Raw genomic sequence first — 17,627 nt, 5'->3', positions numbered from 1 at the left:
ATGGCGGGTTTGGTAGGATATGTGCGGGATGTGTGGTAATGGGGGGGAGGGGGATGATAAAGGAGGATGGATCGCAAAAAGTAGGTGGGTGGTTGAAATGTTCTTGATGTGGAATTTGAAATGAGGGACAATGCGATCCCCCCCTTAGAACCCCCAGAGGTTCTTTCCACAGCTTGTTTCTGCCAGAAAAAGCTGCGTAAGGTTCGGCCACATCGAGAATGCAAACGGTATTGAATTGAATGAGGCCGGTGAGCCGGAAGTACAAGTATTGGATGAATAACAGCATGAAAAAAAGACAGGTACGTAAGACGGAAGTCGTGCGGATTGCTGCGGCGTCGATGCTGGCGTGTGCGGCTATGGTTGTGGTGGTCGGTATGCCTGGGTGCTCGAAGCCTGAGCAGCGAACGACTGCGCCGGGTGCGAAGCCTATGCCGATGTTTAGGGGGCCGTCGTATCTGCATGGGTCGGTTGGTTCGTTGACGTCGCTGGACGGTTTTGCGCCGATGCTTGTATCGAATTACAGTTTGGTGGTGGATTTGGAGGGGACAGGCTCGAGGCAGATACCGCAACACTTGAAGCAGTACATGGTGAGTGAATTGCGGAAGCAGGGAGTGGGTACGCCATCGAAGGGTTATGGTTGGTTGAGTCCAGAGCGGATGATGGCAGATAAGGGGAGTGCGATTGTTGCGATTGAGGGGATGATCCCAGCGGGTGCGGTGAAGGGTCAGCGATTTGATTTGTTGGTGTCTGCGTTGCCGGGGACAGATACGGAAAGTTTGGATGGTGGGCGTTTGTGGCGTACGGAATTGAGTCCGGGTGGTGTTCAGTTCCCGGGTCGGTTTATCAAGAAGGAAGCGGGAGCGATTGGGCCGATTTATATGTCGCCGATGAAGCGCGATATATCGGATCGGAAAGAGTTGCAGAAATTTAGTCGTCAGGCGGTTGTGATTGCTGGCGGTGAGGTGAAGAATAATCGTGATATGCGATTGGTGTTGAATGTGCCGAGTTACACGCGTAGCCGCATGATCGCTGATCGGATTAATGAGAAGTATGGATATCATGAAGATTCGCAGCCGATTGCGGAGGCGAAGACGGATACATTTATTCGGATTACTGTGCCACAGCGATGGGCATACCGAACAGAAGAATTACTGGGGTTGATTAAGAGTACCTATCTTGAAGTTAGCCCAGGTTTTGAGGCAAGACAAGCAGCGAAGCTGGCGAAGGTTTTGGAAAAATTCCCTGAGCAGGAAGATGAAATTGTTCAGGCGTGGAGAGCGCTTGGGAAGATGAGTTTGGATGTTTTACGTGTGCTGTATGATCATGATTTACAGCATGTAAAGCGATCTGCTCTGAAAGCTGGGGCGTGGTTGGGTGATGAGCGTGCATCGCGGTATCTGCAGGAAATGTCGAAGGATCCGGATTGGGCAACACGTAAGATGGTTGCAGAGCTGCTGGTGTACTTACCTGACTCGGCGAATGGTCGAGAAGCATTGAGCGCGCTCTTGGATGATGCGAAGCAGGAAGTACGATTGGCGGCGTATAACAGTATTGCGATTACAGGGCATGAGCTTTTGAATCGATATGTTGTGCGAGACGGGAATGATGAAGTGAAATTCTTGATTGACCGTATTCGGGGAATTGAGAAGCCACTGATTTATGTGACGCATGAGTATGGGATTCCGCGGATTGTGTTGTTTAACGATCAGATGAAGCTGGCGGATGAGGGGTATGCGTCGATGTGGAGCGATCGATTGATGCTACGGTCGAATGACCGGGTTGTTGATCCGACGGCAGTAAACGTGCTGGATAGTGCGGCGAGCAGGACAACGACGGTGTTTTATCGATTGAATGCACGTGAGAAAGCTGATGTGGTCGCGAATGCGAAAGATAAACGGAAGGCCGCTGTGGAGGCGAGGAAGCCGAAACAGTATGAGATCCCGTCGACGGTAGCGACACTGGTTTACTTACTGGGTCACAGGCAGGTTGATTTTGAAGATCAGCCGGGTCTTGATCTGACGTACAGTCAGGTGGCGGATGTGGTGTACCAGTTGAGCAAACAGGGATATGTCAAAGCGGAGGTGGTGTTGCATCAGAGTCCGCTGCAGAAGCAGATTGATGATTATCAGAAAGCTAATCAGATTGATGGTGTGAGAAGAGATTCCGACGCGATTGATCCGATGGTTGAAGATTCGCCTGCGGTTTCTGGTGAGAAGGCGGGTCGCCGAATTGGCGCTCCAATGACGCTGCAGCGCGGGTTCGATAAACCGCAGCAGGGGCGTGCTGAGAGCGATGGTAGTAATGATGCGAAGCAGCAGGCACGGCCTGAGTAAGCCTTGCTTGTATGGATAATGTGAATAAAAGCTGAGTGGCGAAAGCTGCTCAGTTTTTTTGATGGATTTGTGGCGGCTGGATGTGGAAAGCTAAAGTGAAGTGGGGGGAGATGGGGCGTGTAGGAAAAGTTTGGGAGGGGATATCTGGGAAGGCAGGGCTGAGAAAGGGGGGATTTACGCAAGTCTGGGCGTAAAATCGATTTGGACTCGACTTGGGGATGCTTTTTAGCGATAATGAGCGGCGTTCATTGGGTGACGTGTGGGCACCATTTGCGTATGATGGTGCGTTGTGACAAATAAGGCGTCTGTCTAGGGAATGCATACGAAAGTGTGTAGGCTGGTTGGGCAGATGATCAGGGGCGATGGCCGGCGGAGCTGGCTATAGAGACGATACATAAGCGACATGGAGGTCGGTAGGCGATATGCGATTAGCAAAGCTGACCCTTGCGGGTTTCAAATCTTTTGCGGATAAGACCGAGATCAACTTTGATGCTCCGATTGTAGGCATTGTCGGGCCGAACGGCTGTGGCAAGTCTAATGTCGTGGATGCAATTAAATGGGTTTTGGGTGAACAGAGCGCGAAAAGTCTGCGTGGCGGTGCGATGCAGGATGTGATTTTCAACGGTTCGAGTGCGCGTAAGCCGAGCGGGATGGCGAGTGTGACGTTGACGTTTGAGAATCTGCCTGAGGCGAATGGGCAGCGGCGTTTGGGGTTGGATGTGGATGAGGTGGCGGTTACAAGACAGCTCTATCGAGATGGGACGAGTGAGTATCTGATCAATAATCGTCGTGCGCGATTGCGCGACGTGAAAGAGATGTTCATGGATACCGGGGTGGGGACAGAGGCGTATTCGGTGATCGAGCAGGGCAAGGTTGCTCGGATGCTTGAGGCGAATTCGCAGGAACGCCGATCTATTTTTGAAGAGGCGGCGGGGATCAGTAAATTTAAGGCGAGAAAGAAAGAGGCTATCCGTAAGTTAGAGCGTACGGAAACGAACCTGAATCTATGTCGTACACGGTTGGAAGAAACGGAGAGAAGGTTGCGGTCAGTGAAGATGCAGGCTGCGAGAGCGCGGTCGTATCAGACTTATTCTGTGAGGTTGCGCGAGTTGCAGTTGCAGTATGCACTTGCTGAGTACCATAAGCTGGAAGAGGGACTGAGCGGATTGGTGGAGGAGCTTGATCAGGCGGAAGCGGATCGCGCATTTGCGGCGAGAGAGCTGACGCAGCATGAGCAGGCTTTGGCTGATGCTGAGGTTGAGGGTAAGGCTGTGGTGGATCAGCAAAAGCAACTTGAACATGAGCGGATGAGTGAGAAAAGCCGCAAGGAGAAAGCTGAGCAGCGCGAGAGATTTGCTGCGACTACGCTTGGGGATTTGACGGGGCAGATTGAACGGGATGCGAATCGGCTTGAGGAGTTGACTGAGCGCGGCCGCACACTGGCTGACGAGCAGGTTGAGACGAAGAAGCTGGCTGAGGAATTGGCTGAGCGTGAGAGTACTGTTGAATCACGCTTGGAGGATGCACGTAGCAAGTACCAGCGTTTGCAGCAGGAAGCTAACGAGAAACGCCGCGAGTTGGAAGATGAAAAACGGGGTATTGGGAAGATGATGGGGCGGGTGAATAAACTGAGAAGCGAAGTACAATCGCTTGAAGTGTATGAGAATAGTTTGCATGCGACGCGTGAGAAAATCGATCGTCGTGCGGCAGATATTGGTGATCAGTTGAAGGGGCTGCTTGAAGAGAGAGCTGATTCTGAGGCGAAGCGTGAAGAGGCTAAGCAACTGTTAGAGCAAGAGCAGCAACAACTTGAGCATGAAGTTCAACGAGGAGAGCAGTTTGACTCGCAACAGAAAGAAATTTCACAGCAACTAGGAGATTGTAAACAGGAACGATCGGCATTGGATTCAAGGCGGGGTGTGCTGCAAGAAATGGAAGAGAATCAGGAGGGCGTGAGTGATCCGGTGAAAGCGGTTCTTGCGCTGTCTGAAACGGAAGGGGAGGGGTCTGCGTTTGGTTTTGTGCGTGGGATGCTGGCGGAGCTGATTGAGGCTGACGTTGAGGATGCTGCGATTGTTGAGGCGGCGTTGGGTGAGTATCAGCAGGCGATCGTGGTTGATCGATTAGCGGATATTTGTAGTAGTGAGGGTGGTAAAGAAGCGATTGAAGCGTTGGGTGGTCGTGTTGCGTTTTTGGCAATTGATCAGCCGATGCTGCCGAGCCAATTGGGGATGAATAAAGGGGTTGCAGGGGTTAAGTGCGTGTTGGATTTGGTTGCGTATCCGGAATGGTTGGGGCCTGTGGCGTTAAGGATATTGGGGCAGACTTGGGTTGTGAGGGATTTGGATGGGGCGATGATGATGCGCGCGGTGATGCCGAGCGGTAGTCGCTTTGTGACAGGGAGTGGGGAGTTGCTGGATGCGGATGGCAGAGTCTATGCTGGGCCGATGAGTGGTCAGATGGGTGGGCTGATTAGCCGGCGTTCAGAATTGGCCTCGTTAGAGCGATCTATTAGTGCATTAGATGTTAAGATTGAGGCTGATACGCATACACTCAGTGAGTTGTCCGAAAATGCAGCTCACGTGGAGAAGGTTACGAGTGCGCTGCGTAAGTCAATTTATGATGCAACCGCGGTAAGCAATAAGCTTGAATCACGAATTGAATCTTTGACGGGCCAAGTTGAGCGTTTGGAACGTGAGCAGCCTGGCTTGAGTGAAGAGATCGAGCAGATCCAAGAGCAGCTTGAGGAGACAGCTCAGAAACGTGAGCAGAATCGTGGTGAGGCGGAGCAGCTGGAGACGGATGCAAGAACAAAGAAGGATGCATGTCGCGAGGCTGAGGCAGGGATTGAAGAGATGGTGCGTGAGGCTGAGGACGCTCGGGAAGGCGTGAGCAATATTCGTGTTGAGGCTGGACAGATCGCGGAACAATTGTCGTCAGCGCAAAAGCAATTGCGCCAGATCGAGATTGCTACAGCAGATGTCGAACGCCAACACAAGATGCTTGAAGATCAATTGGTTTCGCATCGCGGCCGGATTGAAGATCTTGAGACGACGCAGGCTGAGGCAAAGGTTGAGGCTGAGGATGCGGCAGGAAAGCTTGATGTGCTGGTTGAGCAATGCAAAGAGATTGGCGAAAAAGTTGAGCATGCAGAAGAGATGTTGGCAGAGCTTAAGTTGAATGTGAAGACGCATCGAAAGGCTTTGAATAAGGCTGATAATCGTTTGCATAAGCTTGAGATGGGTAAGCGAGAATTTGAAGTGAAGCTTGAGGGGGTTCAGCAACGCGGAATGGAACAGCTTGAGCTAGATGTGCGTGAAACGTACAAGAAGGCGAAAGGTGATTACCGGATTTCGGTGTATGAATACAAGCGCCATTTGGAGCAGCTTGAGGAAGCGGCTAATGCTGTGTTAGAGGTATGGGGAATTGGTGGAGTGCAGGTGGAAGCCCCTGTGGATATGAAGGCGTTTGACGGCTTAGATGAGCCGAGCGATCCGTTTGAGATTGCTTGGGATGAGGTGGAGAAGGAGATCAACGAACTACGCGGGAAGATTCATCGCTTAGGCAATGTGAATCTTGATGCGATTGCCGAGCAGGAAGATCTTGAAGTACGTCATGATGATTTGATTGAGCAGGTCAAGGATATTGAGGAAGCCAAAGAGCAACTTGAATCGTTGATTGACGAGATCAATACGAACTCGCGGACGATGTTTATGCAGACGTTCGAAGAAATCAAGCATAACTTTGGTGGTAAGGATGGGTTGTTCCGCAAGCTGTTTGGTGGTGGTCGAGCGGATGTGGTGATGGAGGCTGATGAGGATGGGGAGATTGATGTGCTTGAAGCGGGGATTACGATTATGGCGAAGCCGCCGGGGAAAGAACCGCGTGCGTTGTCACAGCTTTCGGGTGGTGAGAAGACAATGACGGCGATCGCGTTATTAATGGCGATTTTTAAGAGCCGGCCTTCGCCGTATGCGATTCTTGACGAAGTTGATGCGGCTCTGGATGAGGCAAATGTTGAGCGGTTTACGCAGATTGTTCAGAGTTTCTTGGATGTGTCTCACTTTATTGTGATTACCCACCATAAACGCACCATGCAGGCGTGTAATATTATGTACGGGATTACGATGCAAGAACGTGGTGTGTCGAAGCGCGTTGCAGTTCAGTTTGACGAGGTTGATGCTGATGGCCAAATTTCCGAGTCGGCTGTGCAAGCTCAGGAAAGCGTGGATGAGAAGCGTGTGAAGCCGGCTGAACTAGATGTGAATGAAGGGCCGGCAGTGATTGAGCCTGTTGAGATGACGAAGGAAGACACGCAGGAAATGTCGCCGATGCGTAGAAAACTGGCGGCCATGCTTGAAGGTAAGGAGCCTGTTGAGGTTGAAGCGATGGTCAATGAGGTGGTGGATGAAGAATTGGCGGTTGAGGAAAAAGTTACGACAGAAACGAAGTGATTATCACTGAATTGAACTATTAAAACGTCTGCTTTTTGCGGACGTTTTTTATATTCATTGGTATGGGTATGATATTGAGATGGATATAGAGACGATCAATTCGGTAAATGATAAGCGGTTGGAACAGTTTAGGTATGTCGTGCGGCGTGGTGAGAATGATGATACTCGCTTTGTGGTTGAGGGTTGGGAGCCAGTGCAGCGATTGGTTAGATGGGCGCGCGAGCATGAGCGATATCAGGTGGATTGTGTTTTATGTGAACAGGGATGGGAAGATCGGTGTCGTGATATTCTTCAGGGATTGAGTCATGTTAATTTGTACACGGCTAGTCAGGAAGTGTTTGAGGGGATGATGGGGTATCGGTTTAGTCGTGGGTGTATGGCTTATGGAAGTGTTGTGAGACCATATGATTTTGATGATCTAGGTGAGAAAGAATTTTTACTGGTGTGTGAACATGTCGAAAATGAAGAAAACTTGGGTGTGATGATAAGAACAGCGAAGGCAATGGGAGTGGGTGGTGTGCTTTTGGGAGGAAAGGGTGTGAGTGCATATGCTAGACGGGTGATTCGCGTGTCAATGGGGAATGTGTTTGGTTTGCCAGTTGTAAGATCTACGAATTTTTTGAAGGATATAAAACGTATAAAGCAAAAGGGACATGTGGTTTTAGGTGCAGATGTGAGTGGCCGAGCCATTGATGTTGCACGATTTGAGGGGCGTGTTAATCAAAAAGGAATCGTATTGGTTATGGGGAATGAGCCGAACGGTTTGTCGGATGAGGTGAGGGGTTTATGCGATGAGATGGTCATAGTGCCGATTGATGAGAATGCGGATTCGTTGAATGTGGGAGTTGCTGCGGGCATATTGATGTATGAATTAAGAGATAAAAAATAAACACCAACAGTAAATGTTGGTGTTTATTTGAGTGTTGACTCGTTGGCTAAGATTAAACGGCGGGGTTGTTGATGACATCAAAATCATTGAGTTTGTTGATTAATCTGCGGAGTGTGCCGTATTGGTTTTTATGAGATTCGAAATAAATTCGAGGCAGTTCAGTGTGATCGCGTTCCTGTCGTAGGGCAGGGCCTTGTTCGATGTTGCCTGATTTGACGAGACATGCGAATTCGGTGTTGAGTTCTTGGAGTTGCTTGTCAGTGATGCGGCGTTTGATGCGGATTACCATGGTGTCGAAGACAAAGCGTTGTGAGTGATAGTTGCGATAAAAGTGTTGGATGTGTTCGACGGCTTTCAGATGATCGTCTGTGATAAAGTAGAGGTTTTTATCTTCAGGGCTAATCCAACCGTAGTCGAGTAGTGAGTGGGTCATGTAGTTGTCCCAGTGGTGCCAGTAGTCGCCGCCGGGTGCGTCTATGCAGACGATAGGGAGAATGGGAGCTTTCCCTGTCTGGATGAGAGTGAGAGCTTCGAAGCCTTCGTCTTGTGTGCCGAATCCGCCGGGGAAGAGTGCGATAGCATGTGAGTGCCACATGAACATGAGTTTGCGTGTGAAGAAGTAGCGAAAGTTGATGAGTTTCGGGTCGCCCTGGATGATGTCGTTTGCAGTTGCTTCGAAGGGGAGTGAGATTGAGACACCAAAGGATTTTTCAGTGCCTGCTCCGCCGTGTCCCGCGCGCATGATGCCATCGCCTGCTCCGGTGATCACCATCCATCCAGATTCGGCAAGTGCCTTGGAGAAGTTGACACAAGCGATATAGTCGGGGTGATCTTCAGGCGTACGCGCAGAGCCGAAGATAGAGATTCGGTGGCCGGGATATTGGCGGAAAACTTTTAGGGCGTATCTCATTTCTTTGAGTGATTGGGAGAGAAGTTTTAGCTCGCCTAGATCCGCGTGATCACGTGAGAGTTTACAAGCTGTGTGCATCATTTCTCTGATGCGTTTGCCTTTTGAGCTATCTGGGGAGGTGCCTGTCTGCTCGACGGCTTGTCCGAGGAGTTGGAATAGTTCTGTATCGAGATTTTGTTTTTTTGATTCTGTGGCCATATGCCTTTTCCTATTACATGTTTTTCTTTTCTATATTTTTAACGGAATATTTTAACAGTGATTAGAGCAACTGTGAATGAGAAAATCATTAATAGAAAAAGCTATTCACTGAACAAAAGATATTTGGGGGTTGTGCGTCCAGTAATGAGGGCGAGGGGACGTTTGACGCATGATTGGCAAGAATGATACAACTATGGATTGAAGATTTATTTTATTAAGTGTGTGGTTTGTGTGTTAGAGGGTCGAATTAGTATATATACAGGCTTATGAAGCGGGTTTAGAAGACACGATTGATGTCAATGACGTGTAGCCAGTTAGTATTGATGAGGAGATATTGATGCCAAGTTCAGATGCATTTGCGAAAATAAAACCAGGGCCAAACTTACCTGAAGTGATTAATGCGATCGTTGAGATCCCGAAAGGGAGGCGATCAAAATTTGAAGTGGATAAAAAAACAGGCATGATCAAGCTTGATCGATACCTGTATTCCTCAGCGATGTATCCAGGTGATTATGGTTACATTCCGCAGACACTTGCGGAGGATGGTGATCCGCTTGATGTGTTGATAATGGTTAATGAACCCACATTTTCCGGATGTTTGATTGAGGCAAGACCGTTAGGTTTGTTTCGGATGCAGGACCGGGGAGACAATGATTTTAAAGTATTGGCGGTTCCGAATACGGATCCAATTTTCGCGGATTATCGTGATTTGTGGCGCGTGCCACCTCATTTTTTGAGAGAAGTCGAACACTTCTTTGCGACATACAAGCAATTGGAAGGTGATAATCATGTCGAAACATTGGGCTGGGAAGGTAACGATGCTGCCGCACGCGAGATTATTGAGTGTGTGAAGCGTTATCAAGATGAGGTTGCAGGGGAGAGTTGATTTAAGCTACATCGTGACAAAGACAACCTGAATGATGATGAATGCGATGAATGCAAGTAAGCCAAGAAGACCAATACATAGGCCAATGATGCCGCAGATTTTCCCAGCGTTGGCCATATTCATTGAGGCGGGGATACGTTCACCACGAAGGATTTGGTCTTTTGCTTTGCCCGCGTAAATGATGGCGAGTGGTCCGCAGATTACACTCGGGATGCCATAAAACATGCAGCCTGCGATTGATGCGATACCCAAGATCAGTGATGCGATGGCGTAACCAGATGTCGTATTTTGTGATACTTGAAATGAGATATTGACTGAAGCACCGCATTCAGGACATTGCCCACCGATTGCAACGCCGGTGAGATCGTAGCCACATTGAATGCACTTGATGCATGTTGGAGTAACTGGAGAAGTATTATTGCTGTCGTTTTCGATAGGTTCTTCAGTGTGGTCGTGCATCATCATTTCCAGTACTAAATGTCGAACTCATTCCATAAATGATCGAAAGTTTGTGAGTATGCTTTGATGATCGATGAGTCATGAATGCGGAGTATATTCTCATGATTATGGCGAGCGCCACGGGTCCAGTTATATGATCCGGTGAGAAGTGTTTTATGATCGATGATCGCGAATTTATGGTGCATGTGGTTTGAGGTGTGGTCGGTACGGGTTGGGATCCCCATGCGTTTTAGCTGGTAGATGTCGGAACCATCATCTGTTGATTTATCATCATCAGAAATAATGCGAATGGGGATGCCTCGTTTGTGAAGATCGATAAGCTGTTGTGTGATGTGATTGTCAGTGATGGTGAAGACGCAGATGTCGATGGCTATGCGAGCCTCGGCGAGCGTTTGATTGATTAATTGCAGGCATGATGTTCCGGGTGAGAATGTTGTGACCGGTTGCTTTGATGACGAAGGTTGTGCGGGATGACGCGTTGCGTTATCAATTATTTTGTCTAGGCGTTCGAGCCAATCTATGACTTGAGTTGGGTTTGAGTTTATATGCTTGCGAGCGATACCGAATGCTTTATTGCGCATGAACGCAAGCGCTTGGTGATCGGCTTGTATGTCGTCAACGATCTGACGTATTGCATCAGACTCACTGTTGGAAAGCTTCATGTCCTGAAAGGTTGTTTCAAGAATATCTTCGAGTTCGATTTGTTGTTGATACTTCACGATGCTCCCTAGTATATGGCGATGCATGTATTCTAATCGAAAATTGCGGCATAGAAAAAGCCTGCTTGAGTGCAGGCTTGAGATGATTCATGATTTGTGTTGTTTTATTCGGTGGGGTTGGTGCCGTCCTCGGATGTGGGATCTTGCGATTGTTTGTCGCATTTGTCGGCTGGGCACATGTTGTCATCACAGTTTTTCTTACAGCATAGGCAGAAAATTCGATCAACACTGATATTGCCGGGGCCGCTGAACACAAAGCCTATCGCGACGATCATCAGAACTGCTTGATATTCGTATCCATTGTTTGAAAAATCAAAACCGTTGCCGCTATGCACGACATATGCAGCGACGAACATTAAGAATGCCAAGAGAAATGATGCGGGTCGAGTCAAGAAGCCAAGGGCGAGAAGGATTCCACTGGAGAATTCGGTGATAGATGCGACCCAAACAGTGATGTGAGGCATAGGGATTTGCAACTCAGTAAAGAACATTTTTGCATTGTCGATTCCCGGGCCGTCAAACCAACCAAAAAGTTTTTGCGAGCCGTGATAAAAGAAGACAAAGCCAACCATGAGTCTGACAAGTAGAGCGCCAATACCAGAGCGGCTCAATGCATGAGTTAGAATCAGGTAACCTTTCCACATGGTTTGCTCCTTTGTGTTTGTTGAGCAGATCGTTGATATGAGTAGATCATCGACTAAACATTCGGGAAAAGCTTGTGGGTGATTGCCATATGGATACGGGGTAGGGTTACTGAGGATGTTTATGTATTTGGATGTGTGAGGGAAAGAAAAAGCCGCTCGTAGAGAGCGGCTGAAGTATTTCGTTGGATATTATCGGGATGATTAACCCATGTGCTTGATGATGGCTTGACCAAATTCAGAGCATTTCAACAGCTTCGCACCGTCCATGAGGCGTTCGAAGTCGTAGGTGACAGTCTTGGCGCCGATGGCACCGTTCATGCCCTTGATGATCAAGTCAGCGGCTTCGGTCCAACCAAGGAAACGCAGCATCATTTCGCCTGAAAGGATGACAGAGCCAGGATTGACTTTGTCTTGGTTCGCGTATTTTGGGGCTGTGCCGTGAGTTGCCTCGAAGATGGCGTGGCCTGAATCATAGTTAATGTTGCCGCCAGGCGCGATGCCGATGCCGCCAACGCATGCTGCTAGTGCATCAGAGATGTAGTCACCGTTGAGGTTCATTGTTGCGATCACAGAGTATTCTGCAGGACGGGTGAGGATCTGCTGGAGGAAAGCATCAGCAATGACATCCTTGATCGTGATCGTCGTGCCGGTGTTGGGGTTTTTGAAAGTACACCATGGACCACCATCAAGTTCCTTTGCGCCAAATTCTTCCTGAGCGATCTGGTAGCCCCAGTCACGGAATGCACCTTCGGTAAACTTCATGATGTTACCTTTGTGGACGAGCGTGACGGAATCTTTATCGTTATCGATAGCGTATTGGATCGCTGCGCGGACGAGGCGATATGTACCGTCTTTAGAGATCGGTTTGATACCGATGCCGGTTGTTTCAGGGAAGCGGATTTTTGATGCTTTGTCTGGGAAAGCATCTGCGAAAAGTTTTTTGAATTTTTGGCAATCATCGGAGCCATCTTCGAACTCGATGCCAGCATAAATATCTTCCGAGTTTTCACGGAAGATTACCATATCGGTGAGCTCTGGCTGTTTGACCGGTGAGGGAACGCCATCGAAGTAGCGAACAGGTCGGAGGCAGACGTAGAGATCGAGGATCTGACGCAATGCCACATTAAGTGAACGAATGCCGCCACCGACTGGTGTGGTGAGTGGACCTTTAATGCCAACGAGGAATGTGTCAAACGCCTCTAAGGTTTGTTTGGGCAGCCAATCACTGGTTTGGTTGAAAGCTTTTTCACCTGCGAGGACTTCCATCCATGCAATTTTCTTTTCACCCTTGTAGGCTTTTTCAACCGCAGCATCGAAGACAGCTTGCGAGGCTTCCCAGATGTCAGGGCCTGTGCCATCACCTTCAATAAAAGGGATAACAGGTTGGTTGGGTACGTTGAGCTTGCCATCGGTTAGCGTGATGCGCTCGCCTGTGGTTGCGGTCATATGACTGTCTCCAGCTAGTATTTTTGATTCATCGATGATGCAGGGTGCAATGCAAGCCTGCAAGGGGAGGGGCCACACACACTCCCAGATTACCCATTATGGTGATATTTGCTCAGTCCTCAAATATATCCCCGTTAAGCTGGCAGATCACCTGGTAATGGGGAGATTTGCGTATTTGTGCTTTAAATTCAGAGATAAACTGGTCTTTAGATATGGTATTGACGTTTTCAGGCCAAGTTGAATCCAGAAGCTCAAATGCTTGGCTAGCATTGCCGGAGTAAACGAGGTCTGTAAATGGCGTGAGAATATATGAGTAGTAAGCATCTAGGTAAGTATTGCTCTGCATCGATTGATTGATGCGCGTCGCAATCTCAATTTGCTGTTTGTCTGTTCGTGGAGGTTGGAGCATCAGATTGGCAGCGGTTACGTATTGGTCGCCATCGAATTGATAGATGACTTGAGGTAAGGGTGAGCCGGCATAGGATGTTTTCCAGTACGCGAAAATCTGATCACGAACAATGAGCTCCTGTATGCCATCATTATTCAAATCAAGTATTTGTATGGAAGAATTCCCCAGATCGTCGTCGAATAGCACGACAGTTTGATCCTCACGCTGTTCTAGAATGGTCGTTGGATAGCAACAATGTGCACCGCCGGTCCATTCGAAAAAAACGATATTTGGATAGTTGTTACCTGTAATGTCTTGTCCGATGATTTCACGATTACTCTGACTGCGGCCATCAATATCGTATTGCCAGCGAAATCCATCTTTTTGTATGACAATATCGTTTTCAGTTGCAATCGTAAGATGGGTGATGTCATTTCGAGATGTGTAATATGCTCTTCGATCTGCCGTTTCAATAATTTTGAAACCATTGATTTCTTTTTCAGCAATCACTACATCAGGCAGTAGATAATAAAGCGGTCCGACATACGTATAATAGATCCATCCATATTGTCTAACTCTACGCTGTACAATAAAGATTGGTAATGCGAAAGCAAATAGCAAGCCCAAGATGATCAAACGGTATGAGCGGTTGCATGAGTATAGATTAGCTTGTGTATGAATTACTTCGCCGCATTCAGGGCATTGATCGTTAGATGAATTTTGAAAACCTGTAAGGTTGTAGCGACATTTTGGGCATCTTGGGTATGGCTTGCGCCGGTCACGAAGTAGGCCATATGCAGCAATGCAAATTCCGATCATTAGCAGGAGTAGCAGAATTAACCAGCCGCTATAGGGCGCGAAAATCGGTAATAAATCGGACATGAACGCATTGTATCACGGATGTGTTGTGGTGATGAATAGGTGAAGAGTGATTAGATTCATTGCATTTTTCTATGTTTTTTGAGCTTCAGAAAACTGATCAATTGCGAATTTCAAATCTTCCTCAGTGTGAGCAGCAGATACTTGAACGCGAATCCGAGCCATATTTTCAGGTACCACAGGATAACTGAAAGCGATCACGTAAATTCCACGCTTGAGCATTTGATCGGCTAGAGATGCCGCTTTTTTTGCGTCACCAATCATAATCGGCGTGATTGGGTGTTCGCCTGGCAAGATATCGTAACCTGCCTCGCTCATTCCCTCTCGGAATAGTTTTGTGTTGCTTTCCAGCTTGTCCCGGAGTTCAGTTGTTGATTCCATGATTTCGAGAGATTTGAGTGTTGCGCCCACAATCGCGGGGGCGAGTGAATTTGAAAAAAGATAAGGACGTGACCGTTGCCGTAGCAACTCGACAATCTCTTTCTTGCCAGAAGTGTAACCGCCTGACGCGCCGCCAACTGCTTTGCCTAAGGTGCCAGTTGTGAGATCTATTCGATCCATCACGCCGCGAAATTCATGTGTTCCTCGTCCCGTTTTTCCGAGAAAGCCTGTCGCATGACAGTCATCGAAATGGACAAGTGCCTTGTATTGTTCAGCTAGATCGCAAACTTTATCTAGTTGTGCGATGTATCCATCCATTGAGAATACACCATCAGTTGTGATCAACTTATAGCGGACACCAGCTTCATCAGCTTGCTTTAATTTCGCTTCAAGATCATTCATGTCATTATTGGTGTAACGATATCGCTTGGCTTTGCAGAGGCGTATGCCATCAATGATGGAGGCATGGTTGAGTTGATCTGAAATGATCGCATCTTGCTCAGAAAGTATAGTTTCAAATAATCCGCCGTTTGCATCAAAGCACGATGAGTAAAGAATCGTGTCTTCAGTTCCTAGAAAATGGCTTAGTTTTTCTTCAAGTTGTTTGTGTATTGTTTGTGTGCCGCAGATAAATCGAACCGATGCTAAACCATAGCCCCACTGACGCATCGCACGTTCTGCTGCTGAGATAATATCTGGATGATTCGCCAGACCGAGGTAGTTGTTGGCACATAAATTTAGAACGGGCTTACTACCGTTTTTATCCTCCGGTCGGTATACACCAACATGAGCTTGCTGGGGAGAACTAATAAAGCGTTCATGTTTATACAACCCGGCTTTATCTATCGCAGTAAGTTCATCGCTTAAATGCTGTCTAAATTGACCGTACATGTGCACCTCATTTGATGTTGTGTTAGTCAATGTTTGGAGGTTTATTGTCTTGGTTCCAGTATAAAATGACCTTGCCGCATTGGCCGGTATTCATAACCTCAAAACCTTTTTCAAAGTTCGTGTAATCAAATCGGTGCGTGATGACGGGCGAGATGTCCAAGCCACTCTGAATCATCACGGTCATTTTGTACCAAGTTTCATACATTTCCCGTCCATAAATACCTTTGATCGTGATCATATTGAATACGACCTGATTCCAATCGATTGAGATATCCTCAGACGGGATGCCTAACATCGCGATCTTTCCGCCGTGGCACATTTGTGCAAGCATTTGCCTGAAAGCATTTGGATTGCCTGACATTTCTAGCCCGACATCAAAACCTTCTCGCATGTTTAGCTTTTCTCGTATGTCATCAAGAGATTCATGCTTTGGGTTGACCGTGCAGGTTGCTCCCATTTTTTGGGCAAGTTCAAGTCGATACTCATTCACATCGGTGACAATGATATACCTTGCGCCTGCATGCTTCACGACCGCACATGCCATGCATCCAATCGGTCCAGCTCCAGTAATTAATACATCTTCCCCTAATACATCGAAAGATAGGGCGGTATGGACAGCATTCCCTAAAGGGTCAAATATTGATTTCGTGTCACGCCCAAGCCCATGCTCATGCAACCAGACATTTGTCTGTGGCAACGCAATATACTCAGCGAATGCGCCAGGTCGATTGACACCGATCCCTTTGGTTTCAGCACACAAATGCCGTCTGCCTGCCATGCAATTACGACAATGCCCGCAAACTACATGTCCTTCACCGGAGACAATGTGCCCAGCATGGAAATCACTGACCATACTTCCAACTTCGATAATCTCACCCACAAACTCATGCCCCACAACCATCGGCACGGGGATTGTCTGCTGAGCCCAACGATCCCAGTTATAGATGTGCAGATCCGTACCACAGATTCCTGTACGGTCCACACGTATCAGAACCTCAGTTGGCCCAATCTTAGGAACTGGCACCTGTTCCAGCCACAGGCCACGTTCTGACTTTCGTTTAACTAATGCGTTCATTAATTCTGCCATCGGGCACCACACATGAAGTATCTTGGTGTTACAATATCATGGACGTTTGTTCGGTATCTTATATGCGACTGAGACCCAAAAAACCATCCGTATGATTCGATTGGATATCATTTGACGAATAACCCCAACCAATCTCAGGGCAATACACCACAAGATCCGACCCCCAGCGTTTCTCATGATCGGCATGACGGTTCTGATCCCGTCACAAAGGCTGTTTGTGATAAAGTTCGCGAACTTCGAAAAAAGCAACGTTGGACATTGCAGCAACTTGCCGATGCGTCAGGTGTCTCCCGTTCCATGCTTTCACAGATTGAGCGAGGGCAGGCCAATCCGACACTTGGTGTCGCATATCGTATCGCGCAAGCTTTTAATCTCCCCCTTGGTCATCTTGTCGATGCTGCAATGACTGAATCGCACATCGAGATCATCCGTGGTGATGACCCGACCTTCATCTACAAATCTGATGACACCATGCAGGTTCGTACGCTTTCTCCGCTTAATAAAGAAAAAGATGTGGAGTTTTATGAGCTCCGCCTTGAGCCCGGTACGCAGATGCGCTCCGCTTCGCACTTTGAAGGCACCACTGAATTCCTCACTGTCCTTAAAGGGCAGGGCTCGGTTCACTCTGGTGATGATGTCTGTGTACTCAAAAAAGGTGATTCTGCTCATTACCGAGCTGATGTCCCTCACATGATCGAGAACTCGGGCAAGACCCAGTTATACGCCTTCCTTGTCACGACATACCGTGCCTAAGCCCACTAATTGTGAGATTATCGCAAGATCTTGCCATAAACCGGCCAGCTCCGTTGACACACCCGTATTTGCTGATTATCCTTACTAACCATGAACAACGAACGTTCCATTCGACTTAGCAGCATTCAACTAGACCTCGGCCTTAGCCTTGGCCTACTTATTTTGCGCAGTTAGTCGGACTGGGATGCTTCCCCAAAACAAGCTTCCAACACCCTGTCCGGCTAAAACCGACAGGGTTTTTTTACATCCAACCTCTATCATCACTGATAGATTCACAGGCTGAACGGTTCAGTCACTCAATTCAGGAGTT

13 protein-coding genes are annotated in these 17,627 nt (G+C 48.0%); 5 read left to right on the top strand and 8 right to left on the bottom strand.

The window, feature by feature from the left end:
• The first annotated feature begins 284 nt into the window (after positions 1 to 284).
• The 3 genes from KS4_RS12155 to KS4_RS12145 all read left to right on the top strand — a co-directional run bounded on the left by KS4_RS12155 (position 285) and on the right by KS4_RS12145 (position 7,676).
• Positions 285 to 2,333 (top strand): flagellar basal body P-ring protein FlgI, encoded by a 2,049-nt coding sequence (locus tag KS4_RS12155; RefSeq protein WP_200761215.1) that lies wholly within the window; start codon positions 285 to 287, stop codon positions 2,331 to 2,333.
• A gap of 422 nt (positions 2,334 to 2,755) precedes the next feature.
• A complete protein-coding gene (gene smc, locus KS4_RS12150) occupies positions 2,756 to 6,787 on the top strand; it encodes a chromosome segregation protein SMC (RefSeq protein WP_145078398.1) in 4,032 nt (1,343 codons plus the stop codon).
• A gap of 79 nt (positions 6,788 to 6,866) precedes the next feature.
• A complete protein-coding gene (locus KS4_RS12145) occupies positions 6,867 to 7,676 on the top strand; it encodes a TrmH family RNA methyltransferase (protein ID WP_145078395.1) in 810 nt (269 codons plus the stop codon).
• Positions 7,677 to 7,728: 52 nt separating this feature from the next.
• Here KS4_RS12145 and KS4_RS12140 read toward each other — a convergent pair whose 3' ends face one another.
• Complete coding sequence (locus KS4_RS12140) at positions 7,729 to 8,784, bottom strand: LOG family protein (protein WP_145078392.1); 1,056 nt, start codon at positions 8,782 to 8,784, stop codon at positions 7,729 to 7,731.
• A gap of 337 nt (positions 8,785 to 9,121) precedes the next feature.
• On the opposite strand from KS4_RS12140, the gene KS4_RS12135 reads away from it, so the two are divergent.
• Positions 9,122 to 9,670, top strand: coding sequence for an inorganic diphosphatase (locus KS4_RS12135; protein ID WP_145078389.1), 549 nt, complete (start codon positions 9,122 to 9,124; stop codon positions 9,668 to 9,670).
• A gap of 6 nt (positions 9,671 to 9,676) precedes the next feature.
• Here KS4_RS12135 and KS4_RS12130 read toward each other — a convergent pair whose 3' ends face one another.
• From KS4_RS12130 to tdh, 7 genes are all read right to left on the bottom strand, one after another.
• Positions 9,677 to 10,129, bottom strand: coding sequence for a hypothetical protein (locus KS4_RS12130; RefSeq protein WP_145078386.1), 453 nt, complete (start codon positions 10,127 to 10,129; stop codon positions 9,677 to 9,679).
• A 14-nt stretch (positions 10,130 to 10,143) separates the two neighbouring features.
• The gene (locus KS4_RS12125; RefSeq protein ID WP_200761214.1) at positions 10,144 to 10,848 is read right to left on the bottom strand and encodes a phospholipase D-like domain-containing protein; all 705 of its coding nucleotides are present in this window, start codon (positions 10,846 to 10,848) and stop codon (positions 10,144 to 10,146) included.
• Positions 10,849 to 10,952: 104 nt separating this feature from the next.
• The gene (locus KS4_RS12120; RefSeq protein ID WP_145078380.1) at positions 10,953 to 11,492 is read right to left on the bottom strand and encodes a DoxX family protein; all 540 of its coding nucleotides are present in this window, start codon (positions 11,490 to 11,492) and stop codon (positions 10,953 to 10,955) included.
• A gap of 201 nt (positions 11,493 to 11,693) precedes the next feature.
• On the bottom strand, positions 11,694 to 12,938 hold the full coding sequence (gene icd / locus KS4_RS12115; protein ID WP_145078377.1) for an NADP-dependent isocitrate dehydrogenase: 1,245 nt from the start codon (positions 12,936 to 12,938) through the stop codon (positions 11,694 to 11,696).
• A 112-nt stretch (positions 12,939 to 13,050) separates the two neighbouring features.
• Positions 13,051 to 14,208: a hypothetical protein gene (locus KS4_RS12110; protein WP_145078374.1), complete on the bottom strand. Its 1,158-nt coding sequence runs from the start codon at positions 14,206 to 14,208 to the stop codon at positions 13,051 to 13,053.
• 69 nt (positions 14,209 to 14,277) lie between these two features.
• The gene (locus tag KS4_RS12105; RefSeq protein WP_145078371.1) at positions 14,278 to 15,477 is read right to left on the bottom strand and encodes a glycine C-acetyltransferase; all 1,200 of its coding nucleotides are present in this window, start codon (positions 15,475 to 15,477) and stop codon (positions 14,278 to 14,280) included.
• A gap of 22 nt (positions 15,478 to 15,499) precedes the next feature.
• Positions 15,500 to 16,552: an L-threonine 3-dehydrogenase gene (gene tdh, locus KS4_RS12100; protein WP_145081627.1), complete on the bottom strand. Its 1,053-nt coding sequence runs from the start codon at positions 16,550 to 16,552 to the stop codon at positions 15,500 to 15,502.
• A 123-nt stretch (positions 16,553 to 16,675) separates the two neighbouring features.
• Between tdh and KS4_RS12095 the strand changes: the two genes are divergently transcribed.
• Complete coding sequence (locus KS4_RS12095) at positions 16,676 to 17,317, top strand: helix-turn-helix domain-containing protein (protein ID WP_145078368.1); 642 nt, start codon at positions 16,676 to 16,678, stop codon at positions 17,315 to 17,317.
• Positions 17,318 to 17,627: the final 310 nt, after the last annotated feature.

This window comes from Poriferisphaera corsica (genome assembly GCF_007747445.1).
GTDB lineage: Bacteria > Planctomycetota > Phycisphaerae > Phycisphaerales > Phycisphaeraceae > Poriferisphaera > Poriferisphaera corsica.
Note: the sequence above shows the minus strand (reverse complement) of the source record. Positions and strands in the feature narration are given on the sequence as shown.

Coding starts and splice junctions, on each gene's coding strand:
- KS4_RS12155 (WP_200761215.1), top strand. CDS start 285: ATGAAAAAAAGACAGGTACGTAAGACGGAAGTCGTGCGGATTGCTGCG.
- smc (WP_145078398.1), top strand. CDS start 2,756: ATGCGATTAGCAAAGCTGACCCTTGCGGGTTTCAAATCTTTTGCGGAT.
- KS4_RS12145 (WP_145078395.1), top strand. CDS start 6,867: ATGGATATAGAGACGATCAATTCGGTAAATGATAAGCGGTTGGAACAG.
- KS4_RS12140 (WP_145078392.1), bottom strand. CDS start 8,784: ATGGCCACAGAATCAAAAAAACAAAATCTCGATACAGAACTATTCCAA.
- KS4_RS12135 (WP_145078389.1), top strand. CDS start 9,122: ATGCCAAGTTCAGATGCATTTGCGAAAATAAAACCAGGGCCAAACTTA.
- KS4_RS12130 (WP_145078386.1), bottom strand. CDS start 10,129: ATGCACGACCACACTGAAGAACCTATCGAAAACGACAGCAATAATACT.
- KS4_RS12120 (WP_145078380.1), bottom strand. CDS start 11,492: ATGTGGAAAGGTTACCTGATTCTAACTCATGCATTGAGCCGCTCTGGT.
- icd (WP_145078377.1), bottom strand. CDS start 12,938: ATGACCGCAACCACAGGCGAGCGCATCACGCTAACCGATGGCAAGCTC.
- KS4_RS12110 (WP_145078374.1), bottom strand. CDS start 14,208: ATGTCCGATTTATTACCGATTTTCGCGCCCTATAGCGGCTGGTTAATT.
- KS4_RS12105 (WP_145078371.1), bottom strand. CDS start 15,477: ATGTACGGTCAATTTAGACAGCATTTAAGCGATGAACTTACTGCGATA.
- tdh (WP_145081627.1), bottom strand. CDS start 16,552: ATGAACGCATTAGTTAAACGAAAGTCAGAACGTGGCCTGTGGCTGGAA.